Source organism: Paenibacillus sp. IHB B 3084 (assembly GCF_001447315.1).
In the GTDB taxonomy this organism is placed as follows: Bacteria; Bacillota; Bacilli; order Paenibacillales; family Paenibacillaceae; genus Paenibacillus.
The window spans coordinates 563,865-576,396 of the sequence record NZ_CP013203.1 but is presented as its reverse complement, the minus strand read 5'-3'; the positions used below and the strand labels follow the sequence as shown (position 1 = coordinate 576,396).

Genomic DNA, 12,532 nt, shown 5'->3' with positions numbered 1-12,532 from the left:
GATCGGAGACGGTGCATACGTATAAAGCCTCTAATGAGCCTTTTTTCTGGGTACAACCTGTTCAGACGGTTAGCAAAATCAGTGAAGGAAAAACCGGAACGACAGTTCGAACCTATAAAGCAGAGGGCCAATTGTACGAGCAGAAAAGTTATGAAGGCACAGCGCAGGGGAAGCTTTTATCACACAGGTATACTTTTTACAATGCAAAAGGGAATGTAAGCGGTCAGAAAGTTCTCATTGATGATAGAAATTATACGGATGTTTCTATTGATTATGATTCTCCCTATGGTTCTCAGCTCCCGACAAGGCAGCTTTTGCCTAAAGGTGTTGAGTATACGTATGATTACTATCCGACCGGAGAAATCAAGTCCCAAACCGATGCCAAGCGCAAAACGGAGTCCTATGTGTATGACGCGTTGGGGCGTGTAACGAAGGTTACTTATCCGGATGGAACTCAAACGGTTGTGGTATATAAGGATGATACGAACGATGTCACCGTCACCGGACCGGATGGCGTGAGCGCTGAAAGACTGTATAATCCATTCGGACAGATGCTCCAGCAGCAGGTGGATGACGCGATCTACGGATATGGTTATGATGATCATGGAGATAGGGTAGAAAGCACGGATGCAGAGCAGGCGACCACTCGCTATGCTTACGATGCGTTTGGACGACTTGTGAAGTCGACCTATGCGGATGGAACAACGGATACTGTGGCGTATAATGCGGTGGATCGTACCGTTACTCAGACGGATGCGTCCGGCTATCGCGTGCGTGAGGTATCGGATGCTTTGGGGCGTGTGACCTCCACCCAAGAAGCTAAAAATGGATCCTTTCAGCCGCTGGAGTCGTTAGCTTATAATCATGCGGGTATGGTCACTAGCCGGACGGACGGTAACGGCCAACGTATGACCTATGATTACGATGCTCTGGGACAAATGACTTCGGTCACCGATCCATCCGGACAGCAGGTTAGCTATACGTATGATCTGGCCGGAAATGTGAAGACCGTTCAATATCCTGATGGGCAAAAGAATGTGTACTCCTATGACGAACTGGGCAGACGGACGCTGCTTGAGAAATCAAGTGGAGGAACAACATTAAATATTTATGATACGGATGGAAATATCACCCGTATGCTGACAGGGAAATCGGAAGCGATCACTTTTCAATATAATGCGGACGGGCTGGTTACCGAAGCGGCAGGCCCCGATTTTAAAACCAATTACACCTACGACAATGCAGGACGCCGAACCAGCATGACAGATGGGCAGGGTACGACTTCCTATGCCTATGATCCAGCAAATGGGTCGTTGACTGGACTGAAGTACCCGGACGGCACGCAAATAACCTACGAGTACAATAAGCAGTCTCGTACAGGTTATGTGCTGACCGATGCTTCTGGAACGTCTATGCATGTCCAGTCCAAGCTGGATAGTTTGGGCCAAGTGACTCAAATGGACGTTAGCAGTGGAGCAGGGACAGCGGGCGTACAGAGTGTGGCAGGAGCGAGTGCTGCTGTGGGTGGATCACTGGACCGCATGACGTTTGAGTATGCACCGAATGGGTTGCTGAAAGGTCAGTCTTCAAGCCGAGGGCTGAGTACGCGATTCAGCTATAACGGACTGGATTTGTCCGGGGTAACGGTAGAGCAAGGCGGTACGGCGCTGCACCAATTTGGTTATGAGCGGGATGGGAATAAAAACATCATCGGACGTACACAAAACGGAACAACAGACCAGTTTGGATATGACCCGTCAAACCGAGTGGCCAGCGAAGCCGCAGGTGAGAAGAACAAGACCTACGGCTACGATCCGAATGGAAACCGAAGCGCCGAAGGCAGCGGTAAAGTGTTCGGTATGGAAAACGCCAGTTATGGCTATGATTCCGTCAGTCGTCTGACCCATGTGAGCGGTGAAGGGAAAGAGGTCGGATACAGCTATAACGGAGACGGGCTGCTGTACGAGCGTACGGAGGGTGGCAAAACGACCCGGTATTACTACGATGAAGAAGCGAAGCTGATGGCGGAAGCTGAGGTCGAAGGTGGAGCGGCGAAGATCACGTATGCCTATGTGTATGACTTGTCCGGTCAACTGTGGGCCAGACAAGACAAGGCAAGCGGACAGCTGCAATATTATCAGCTGAATGGCCACGGTGATGTGGTGGGCCTGAGTGACAGCACAGGCAAGGAGCTAAATAGTTACACCTACGACATTTGGGGCGGCCCGGAGACGGTGAAAGAGACCGTACCGAATGTGCTGCGCTATGCTGGCGAGTATTGGGATGATACGACTGGGCTCCAGTACCTACGGGCTCGCTGGTATGATCCGGGCACAGCCCGTTTTATGGGCGAGGATACGTATCAGGGCGAGATCAGCAATCCGCAAAGCTTGAACTGGTATGCGTATGTGGCGAATAATCCGCTTGGATATGTAGACCCTAGTGGGCATGAATTTATGCCTACGACTAAAGGCGGGATATTTTATACCAACCAGAAAACTATTATTCATTGTGAAAGAGTAGGGATGGGGACTTGCTGGAATGAGTTTAAAGCAGGAACCATACAGGCATCCACGGCAGTAGCCAACTTCATGATTGTGGATGATATTAACACGCTGCTTGATCCCAAAGCATCTACCTTTGACAAAACACTTGCGGCCGTAGGATTTATTCCCGTGGGTAAGTTTGTTAAAGGCGGAAAATTGATTATAAAGCTGACGAGTAAAGAAGGAAGATATATTGAACGATCTGTCGAATTGTCAGAAAAAAATCTAAAAGCAGCCAAAGCGCTCCCTTGTAACTGCTTTACAGCGGGTACGAAGGTTCAAACAGACGAAAGGGAGAAGAATATCGAAGACATCGAAGTCGGAGATAAGGTTCTTTCCAAGGATGAAGAGACTGGTGAAGTAGCGTATAAAGAGGTTACGGCTACGTTCAATCATGAGACGGATGAGATTTACAAGATTCATGTGGGCGACCAGACGATTGAGTCTACGTTTAACCATCCATTCTGGGTGGAGGGCAAAGGATGGACTTTTGTCAAGGACTTGAAAGTTGGAGATTTGCTTGTTCAGAGCGATGGCAATACACTCAAGATAGACAGTATTGAACTGGAGCACAAGCAGGTTACGGTTTATAACATGACAGTTGATGAGTTCCATACTTATTTCGTGAGTGACCTTGGTATTTGGGTTCACAATACTAATTGTTGGGGGAAGTTTAGTGCCGATGACTTGAAGAAATTAGCGCAGGCTGACCAGAAGGATATAAGGAAAATAACAGGAAATGCAGATGATGCTTTTAATTTCTTTAAAGAACAAGTAAGCGACTTTAAAGAAGTTTCATCAGGAGTGTTTGTCGGTAAAGATGCAAATAGTGTTACATTTACTTATCGGGCGGCTTCTAAATCAGGCCCTCCAACAATTGATGTGAATGGAATTAGTGGAATAAGGAAAATCAAGTTCTTGGAGGATTGATATGAAAAAAATCAGTGATAGTGAAACCCTTAAAGTCCTTGAGAGCAATTTTTTAAAGGTGTTTAAGAATAAAGACCCTTTCGATAATGCATACACAGACTCTATCCAAGCTAAACTGCTCTTATTTCCTACAGACGGGTATTACCTTCAAGAAGAGCAGTTTAATGTTCTCTGTCAAGCAATCAGTCGTATTGGGGAAGATAAATTTTTCACATCCGAAATTGAAGGTGATTGCTTCTCCACATCGCTATCAAGCGATTCATACGAGTATGGTCACTGGATAGGAGAGATTTCATCTACTTATGAGGATTATACAAATATTCCAATTGTATTAGAAAACGCAATTTATTCGACTAGCGGCAATTGGGGAGTGATTATTTCGCATGAAGGTCATGCTGTTTTGGGCGGTAGCAAAGAGTTGATAAAAAAGATTCAGACGATATACCCCCATTATGAGACCTGCAAGCAAAGATTTATCGAGTATTGGGAGCATAACCAAAGAGAGTACAATTCTAATATTGATTGGGTACATGATTTTCTAAAACAGTTTTCATAGTTTGCTTCAGACCTTGAGGGCGATACGCTCCAAGGTCTTTTCTTTTACCCCCACCCAGTGCCGAATGAATTGGGCGTCTGAATCTAATTAAGCATCACCCATGTAATACCAGTACAAGAAATTTTTCAATGCCCCCTGTACGCACGTAAATGCTTTAAGAGTATAACCTATATAGCGCTATACCGTTACATTATTCAGGTCGATTATGGTCAGATACCACCATGATTTACCTGTATTTTGTTATCTTCTCTTTCTTTCGTTTTTTTCAATATTCATCGCAACTGTAGAATACGTCGCCCCGATAGAGAGGCTGAAAGGCAATTGAATCACAACTTTTAGGATAGTAACCACCACTATTAAGAGTAGGGGCGGTTAAATCGAATAATTTGATTTTGTCCGCAACAGAACTGAACATTATAGCGATAGTTACGACGAAGAAAGCAAGCAATCTGGTGACGACCAGTTTACATAAAGAGTAGGTCATGTGGTAAGGCTAGCCACCAATTAATAAAACGACAGATTTTATTGCAGAACTAGTTCAAATTAACCCTTCCATACGAATGAGCCAACGAATAGTTCAACTAGAGTCATTGCTTGACAAAGCAAATCAGTAAACTAAGAGAAGTTTGATCTTGGGGGCAACAGTCCTCAAGGTCTTTCTTTTATCCCCAACCAGTGCCGAATGATTCGGGCACCTAGGTTCAAACGCACTTAACCCTCATCAACCCTGGTCAAGGCCCCATTCAGTGGACAATGAAAAAAACACCTACACAGCAAAATGAACTGTGACCCGTAAGATGGGAAATTTGAGGGAATTGATCTTTTTCGGATCATTTGTGTTTTAATCAAACTATCGAACAAAAACGGAGAAGCATTCAGGCTCTACAAAAATCAGCTTCAAGACAGATTGAAGATTATGAACGAACTACGAAGTATCTCAACAATGCTCTAGCCTTTCACAAGGATAATTTGTTGTTTTTTTGTTTTAATGTTGTTCTTCTCCGATTGGTATTTAGTCGGTTTAGATGAAAAGCTGATAAGGAAAGTACTCGAACTAAAAAGTACAGTAAATTATGAAGTTTCCTCCATGTTGTCTTACATTCTTGCTTGGCATTACAAGGGTACGGACATTTGTAAATTTGATTCATTATTAAATGAGTCGATACAAGAGTGTCCAAAACATATTACTAACTTCACTGATTTGGGAAAGCACTATCTAGATAAGGGGGATAAAGAATTAGGAAAAACATTGATTTGGAAGGGAGTATCAAACGTTAAATTAATTTATAAAGATTCCAATATTGATTATGATCCACTCGATATAGTTCGCTTTGTAAATGAGAGGATAACTGGAGTATTTATGACTGAAAATATGTATCACTCTCTTAATAAATTGATACAAACTTAAATGTGAAAGGCCTTAAAAGGGAAATGACAAAATTTCCAAGAGTCTCGCCTACAAGCTCTTTCTTCTCTATACAAGATTTTAAACATTTAGCCACAATGCAATATAGTTTCGTGTTGTGGTTTTTTATTTTTTTATTATAATTTATCTATATATTTACAAATAAATCGGAGCAATCACCTTTCAATATAACGTGGCCAGGCTGGTTACGGAAGCGGCGGGACCAGATTTTAAAACCAATTATACCTATGACCTTGTGGGACGCCGAACCAGCATGACAGATGGGCAGGGAACAACCTCGTATGCCTATGATCCAGCAGATGGGTCGTTGACCGGGCTGAAGTACCCGGATGGTACGCAAATCAGCTATGAGTACAATAAGCAGTCTCGCACAGGCTATGTACTGACCGATGCTTCTGGAGCGTCTATGCACGTCCAGTCCAAGCTGGACAGCTTGGGCCGAGTGACTCAAATGGACATTAGCAGTGGAGCAGGTACAGCCAACATACAGAGTCTGACAGGAGCCAGTGCTGCTTCGGGCGGATCACTGGATCGCATGACGTTTGATTATGCACCGAATGGGTTGCTGAAAGGTCAGTCTTCAAGCCGAGGGCTGAGTACGCGATTCAGCTATAACGGACTGGATTTGTCCGGGGTTACGGTAGAGCAAGGCGGTACAGCGCTACACCAATTTGGTTATGAGCGGGATGCCAATAAAAACATCATCGGACGTACGCAAAACGGAACGACAGACCAGTTTGGATATGACCCGTTAAACCGAATTGCCAGCGAAGCCGCAGGTGAGAAGAACAAGACCTATGGCTACGATCCGAATGGAAACCGAAGCGCCGAAGGCAGCGGCAAAGTGTTCGGCATGAAAAACGCTGAATATACGTATGATTCCGTCAGCCGTCTGACGAAGGTGAGCGGTGAGGGCAAAGAGGTCGGATACAGCTACAATGGAGACGGACTGCTGTACGAGCGTACGGAGGGTGGCAAAACGACCCGGTATTACTACAACGAAGAAGCGAAGCTGATGGCAGAAGCTGAGGTCGAAGGTGAAACGCCGAAGATCACGTATGTCTATGTGTATGACTTGTCCGGTCAACTGTGGGCCAGACAAGACAAGGCCAGTGGACAGCTGCAATATTATCAGCTCAACGGTCACGGGGATGTGGTGGGCCTGAGTGACAGCACAGGCAAGGAGCTAAATAGTTACAGCTACGACATTTGGGGCGGCCCGGAGACGGTGAAAGAGACTGTTCCGAACGTGCTGCGTTATGCTGGCGAGTATTGGGATGACACGACCGGACTCCAGTATTTGCGAGCCCGCTGGTATGATCCAGGCACAGCCCGTTTTATGGGCGAGGATACGTATCAGGGAGAAATGAGTGATCCGCGAAGCTTGAATGGGTATGCGTATGTAGCGAATAATCCGTTAATTTATATTGATCCAAGTGGACATTATTTCGAAACCCTTGATTATCAGGAACTTAGAATATTACTAAATGAAGCGAGGGTTAAATCGAGTTCCAGCAAGAATCAGGATTATCAGTTATACAAGGACTTCATACGGAAACGATACGATTTTTCGTCGGTTTTTGGAGGAGCAAACCAGTATAATTACTTATACGACCTGTTAACGGGAACGAGTGGCTATAAGAATAGTGCAGGCAAGTCAGATTGGGCTAGAGGACAGTTGTTAAGTGCATACCAAAAGTGGACCGATGCCGAAGTCCTTGGCATAGCTGCGATGGGGATGATTGGTAATACTGGTGGAAAGTCTGTTAAGGGAAGAACAACAGGTTTTACAAAAATCAGCTTCAAGACAGACTTGTTTAATCGATATCAGAAACATGTATTCTCAACCGACCATATTAAAGACGGGATAATGAAATTAGGAAAAGATAAACAATCAATATTCAGTAGCATAACTGGAAAAATTGGCTCTGTAGATCCCTCTAAGTTAAAACAAGGTTCAAACCAAATGCATACCAAAATTAACGGATATGATGTAACAATAAGATTTTACGTTGAAAATGGTGCAGTTATTAATGTGAATACCTTTATGGGAACTGCTGACAGGGTAATTGGAAACCTCATTAAATAAATTGGAGTGGTAAAATGGAAGATATAAAATTGCAAGAGACTGTATCAAAATTAGTTGCTAGTAGGGATTCTCTTGAGGAAGCAGAAAGACTAATGCTAGACTATGTGAAAGTAAATCCAAATGATGTTGATGGTTGGGCTAGATTGGTCATTTTGGAGACACTTTCTCCGATTGAAGATTATGAACGAGCTACTAAGTATCTCAACAATGCTCTAGCCTTTCACAAGGACAATTTGTTGTTTTTTGTCTTAATGTTGTTCTTCTCCGATTGGTATTTAGGTGGCTTAGATGAAAAGCTGGTAAGGAAAGCGCTCGAACTAAAAAGTACAGTAAATTGTGAAGTTTCCTCCATATTGTCTTACATTCTTGCTTGGCATTACAAGAGTATGGACATTTGTAAATTTGATTCATTATTAAATGAGTCGATACAAGAGTGTCCAAAACATGTTACTAATTTCACTGATTTGGGGATGCACTATCTAGGTAAGGGCGATAAAGAATTAGGAAAAAAATTGATTCGGAAGGGGATATCAAACGTTAAATTAATTTATATAGATTCCAATATTGATTATGATCCACTCGATATAGTTCGCTTTGTAAATGAGAGGATAACTGGAGTATTTATGACTGAAGATACGTATCACTCTCTTAATAAATTGATACAAAACTAAATGTGAAAGGCCTTAAAAAGGGGAATTACGAAATTTCCAAGAGCCTCGCCTACAAGCTCTTTCTTCTCTATACAAGATTTTAAACATTTAGCCACAATGCGATATAGTTTCGTGTTGTGGTTTTTTATTATAATTTATTATATATATTTACAAATAAATCGGAGCAGTCACCTTTCAATATAACGCGGACAGGCTGGTTACCGAAGCGGCGGGACCGGATTTTAAAACAAATTATACCTATGACCTTGTGGGACGCCGAACCAGCATGACAGATGGGCAGGGAACAACCTCCTATGCCTATGATCCAGCAAATGGGTCGTTGACCGGACTAAAGTACCCGGACGGCACGCAAATAACCTACGAGTACAACAAGCAGTCTCGCACAGGTTATGTGCTGACCGATGCTTCTGGAACGTCTATGCATGTCCAGTCCAAGCTGGATAGCTTGGGCCGGGTTACTCAAATGGACGTTAGCAGTGGAGCCGATACAGCAAATGTGCAGAGTCTTTCAGGGGCGACGACGGCTGCAGCGGGTGGATCACTGGATCGCATGACGTTTGATTATGCTCCTAATGGTTTGCTGAAGGGTCAGTCTTCGAGTAGAGGGCTGAGTACGCGATTCAGCTATAACGGACTGGACTTGTCCGGGGTAACGGTGGAGCAAGGCGGTACGGCGCTACACCAATTTGGTTATGAACGGGATGGGAATAAAAACATCATCGGACGTACACAAAACGGAACCACGGATCAATTTGGATACGACCCGTCAAACCGAATAGCCAGCGAAGCCGCAGGTGAGAAGAACAAGACCTACGGCTACGATCCGAATGGAAACCGAAGCGCGGAAGGCAGCGGCAAAGTGTTCGGTATGGAAAACGCCAGTTATGGCTATGATTCCGTCAGTCGTCTGACAAATGTGAGCGGTGAGGGCAAAGAGGTCGGGTACAGCTATAACGGAGACGGGCTTCTGTACGAGCGTACAGAGGGCGGTAAAACGACCCGGTATTACTATGACGAAGAAGCGAAGCTGATGGCGGAGGCCGAGGTCGAAGGTGGAGCAGCGAAGATCACGTATGTCTATGTGTATGACTTGTCCGGTCAACTGTGGGCTAGACAAGATAAAGCAAGCGAACAGTTGCAATATTATCAGTTGAATGGTCACGGTGATGTGGTGGGCTTGGGTGATAGTATGGGCAAGGAACTGAACAGCTACAGCTACGACATTTGGGGCGGCCCGGAGACGGTGAAAGAGACCGTACCGAACGTGCTACGTTATGCTGGTGAGTATTGGGATGACACGACCGGACTCCAGTATTTGCGAGCCCGCTGGTATGATCCGGGCACAGCGCGTTTTATGGGCGAGGATACGTATCAGGGAGAGATGAGTGATCCGCAGAGCTTGAATTGGTATGCGTATGTAGCCAATAATCCGTTGAAGTACACTGATCCAAGTGGGCATAAAGTTTGGCTAGTTCACGGTACTTTTGCTTATCTAAATACATGGAATAATAGTAAAAATTACATCGAAAAGGAACTTTTTCATGAACCGATTGATACTCCGCGATGGAGCGGTAAGAATAAGAATGGAGCCCGCGTTAAGGGTGCAGAAATTGTAGCAAATGAAATTTATAATTATCATCAGACCCATCCAAAAGAACCGATACGAATCATGGGGCATAGTCACGGAGGTAATGTTTCCATCATGGCAACTAACATCTTGGCTAAACGTGGGGTGCACGTTGATACTCTTATCACCATTGCGACACCAGTACGAGGGTATAAGCTGAAAACGGATGTAGGACAACATATCAATGTATATAACGATTATGATTTAGTACAAAAAGAACTTGGAGGGAGTATTTGGACTTTGGGGCAAGCGATGCGTACATTCAGTGGCGCTGAAAATGTTAAAGTTAAATTATCTTCATATTTTTCTACACATCGAATTGAAGCCCATTCTGTAATGCATAATAATCCTAATACATTGGATAAATACGTAAAGCCACTTTTGTTACAACATAATTTTTCTGAAGCAAGGTATAAAAATTCAATGAAAAAACTGAGCAACACTTTAAAAGGATAAGCGCTATTTAGATATGATATAAATTGAAAAGTAAAAAATCAAACATAGACAGGAGGGAGTAAATGAGTAAAATGCCTATCTGGTTCAAAATAATATGGATGATACCTATTCTTATAAATATAGCGGCTTTCATATGGTTTATTTTAGGCTCAACGGGGGGCTTTCAACATGGACATGATATCTTGGGAACCGCTACATTGGTTTTATTTGGAGTTCCGTCAATTATAATTGTATTAATATCGTTAACGTATATTTGGCAGGGATGGGCACCATTTAGTGGGATAAAATATTTGGTGTCAGCAATATTGATGTTATCTTTACTATTTTTTTCTTATTATTTAGTAGATGGAACTCCCACTCGAGGATGGCTATATGATAATGTTGATAGTGATCCAATACGCTTAACTTCAGATCAAAAATATGAATATCGCATTGATTTAATTAATCCTTTCCAGAGGAATAGTAGGGAACAATTGCACTTGAAAAATATTTCAACAGGAGAAGAAAAAATATCGCTATTTCAATTAGAAAGGAAAATGAGGGCTATTCAGGTGGAGGTAGCGAGGACTGGGCTTGGGGGATTTTAAAACCGACAAATGTACCGAATCAATACGAGTTGTCTACACTGGACGAACATAAAAATGGGAGGTATGGTATGGATCCCAGAGTTTTTCTAATTGATGTAGAGGCGGGGACTGCGCAAATATTGAAATAGGATTTTTGAATATTTTACCACAATGCGATATAGTTTCGTGTTGTGGTTTTTTTTTAATTATCAGTCCTTAATTGCGCTTACTTCATGCTATTGTAATAAATACTATGGTGGGCTGGTTACCGAAGCGGCGGGACCGGATTTTAAAACCAATTATACCTATGACCTTGCGGGACGCCGAACCAGCATGACAGATGGGCAGGGAACGACCTCGTATGCCTATGATCCAGCAAATGGGTCGTTGACCGGACTTAAAGTACCCGGACGGCACGCAAATAACCTACGAGTACAACAAGCAGTCTCGCACAGGTTATGTGCTGACCGATGCTTCTGGAACGTCTATGCATGTCCAGTCCAGGCTGGATAGTTTGGGCCAAGTGACTCAAATGGACGTTAGCAGTGGAGCAGGGACAGCCAACGTACAGAGTGTGGCAGGAGCGAGTGCTGCTGTGGGTGGATCACTGGACCGCATGACATTTGAGTATGCACCGAATGGGTTGCTGAAAGGTCAGTCTTCAAGCCGAGGGCTGAGTACGCGATTCAGCTATAACGGACTGGATTTGTCTGGAGTTACAGTAGAGCAAGGCGGTACAGCGCTGCACCAATTTGGGTATGAGCGGGATGGGAATAAAAACATCATCGGACGTACGCAAAATGGCGAGGATACGTATCAAGGTGAGATAAGCGATCCGCAAAGCTTGAACTGGTATGCATGTGTTGCGAATAATCCGATGGGTATGTTGACCCGAGCGGGCAAGAATTTATGCCTGCGACTAAAGACGGAATATTTATACTAACCAGAAGAACATTATACATTGTGAAAGAGTAGAGATTTTGGTTCAGAGTAAAGCTAAATTCGCCTTGAGGGATAAATTCCTTCAAGGTTTTTCATTTGCATTGGACTCATTGGGGTATTTTATGCAGATGAATTGAATATGGGAATTTCATGATAGGGAAGTATAAGAGTACAATGGGTACAGCCATAAAGCTGAATTAAATATATTTAAAACTATTGCCGTAGAGTCACGTTTAATTACAGAGTATAATGCAATTGATGGTGAAGGAGTTCTCTACAACTTGGAAGCAATAAGGAGAATTAAGACTAGGGAATCTCTTTCTTTTATGAAGATAAGAGCAGGTTCGGAAAAAAGAAGTTATCTTATTTTCAGAAGAATGTCTTAATGCCGTTTCAATAATTATTGTATGACTGTAAAGGGCAAGTGGTCTGTTCTAGCCATTAATACTGTGTACGAAATTCATGAAAGGCTTGTTTCATAAGCTCTAGTTCAACTAAAAGAATTTATTAATAGCTTGCATTTTAACTCAGCCAATTTATTCACAACTTTGTAACCTCGGTGGGCGGGGGTATTGCGAGATTGTTGTCGAATTGTTTCACTATATTTACATACTATACTCTGGTAATCTATTAATATATATAGGGGGAAAGGAAAGGCGTTCCGATTCAATCGGTTGAGATGCGTTTATGTTCTATATGTTTAGTGAATGTCTATATTGCCAT

Annotated in this window: 8 protein-coding genes; all 8 read left to right on the top strand. The window is 43.2% G+C overall.

The window, feature by feature from the left end; genetic code table 11:
• Positions 1–11: 11 nt before the first annotated feature.
• The 8 genes from ASL14_RS02700 (at position 12) to ASL14_RS02660 (ending at position 11,810) form a co-directional block, all read left to right on the top strand.
• Complete coding sequence (locus ASL14_RS02700) at positions 12–3,476, top strand: polymorphic toxin-type HINT domain-containing protein (RefSeq protein ID WP_134910354.1); 3,465 nt, start codon at positions 12–14, stop codon at positions 3,474–3,476.
• Between the two features lies 1 nt (position 3,477).
• Complete coding sequence (locus tag ASL14_RS02695) at positions 3,478–4,032, top strand: hypothetical protein (protein WP_134910353.1); 555 nt, start codon at positions 3,478–3,480, stop codon at positions 4,030–4,032.
• Positions 4,033–5,119: 1,087 nt separating this feature from the next.
• The gene (locus tag ASL14_RS02690; RefSeq protein ID WP_134910352.1) at positions 5,120–5,440 is read left to right on the top strand and encodes a hypothetical protein; all 321 of its coding nucleotides are present in this window, start codon (positions 5,120–5,122) and stop codon (positions 5,438–5,440) included.
• Positions 5,441–5,711: 271 nt separating this feature from the next.
• Positions 5,712–7,547: an RHS repeat-associated core domain-containing protein gene (locus tag ASL14_RS02685; protein WP_223264172.1), complete on the top strand. Its 1,836-nt coding sequence runs from the start codon at positions 5,712–5,714 to the stop codon at positions 7,545–7,547.
• A gap of 14 nt (positions 7,548–7,561) precedes the next feature.
• A complete protein-coding gene (locus tag ASL14_RS02680; protein ID WP_134910351.1) occupies positions 7,562–8,218 on the top strand; it encodes a tetratricopeptide repeat protein in 657 nt (218 codons plus the stop codon).
• Positions 8,219–8,483: 265 nt separating this feature from the next.
• Entirely contained in the window at positions 8,484–10,301 is a 1,818-nt protein-coding gene (locus ASL14_RS02675) for an RHS repeat-associated core domain-containing protein (RefSeq protein WP_134910350.1), read from the top strand.
• Between the two features lie 62 nt (positions 10,302–10,363).
• On the top strand, positions 10,364–10,888 hold the full coding sequence (locus ASL14_RS02670) for a hypothetical protein (protein ID WP_134910349.1): 525 nt from the start codon (positions 10,364–10,366) through the stop codon (positions 10,886–10,888).
• A 439-nt stretch (positions 10,889–11,327) separates the two neighbouring features.
• On the top strand, positions 11,328–11,810 hold the full coding sequence (locus tag ASL14_RS02660; protein WP_189338284.1) for a hypothetical protein: 483 nt from the start codon (positions 11,328–11,330) through the stop codon (positions 11,808–11,810).
• The last annotated feature ends 722 nt before the right edge of the window (positions 11,811–12,532 follow it).

Excerpts from the sequence above, each read along its gene's own strand:
- ASL14_RS02685 (WP_223264172.1), top strand. The coding sequence starts at position 5,712 with ATGACAGATGGGCAGGGAACAACCTCGTATGCCTATGATCCAGCAGAT.
- ASL14_RS02680 (WP_134910351.1), top strand. The coding sequence starts at position 7,562 with ATGGAAGATATAAAATTGCAAGAGACTGTATCAAAATTAGTTGCTAGT.
- ASL14_RS02695 (WP_134910353.1), top strand. The coding sequence starts at position 3,478 with ATGAAAAAAATCAGTGATAGTGAAACCCTTAAAGTCCTTGAGAGCAAT.
- ASL14_RS02690 (WP_134910352.1), top strand. The coding sequence starts at position 5,120 with ATGTTGTCTTACATTCTTGCTTGGCATTACAAGGGTACGGACATTTGT.
- ASL14_RS02675 (WP_134910350.1), top strand. The coding sequence starts at position 8,484 with ATGACAGATGGGCAGGGAACAACCTCCTATGCCTATGATCCAGCAAAT.
- ASL14_RS02670 (WP_134910349.1), top strand. The coding sequence starts at position 10,364 with ATGAGTAAAATGCCTATCTGGTTCAAAATAATATGGATGATACCTATT.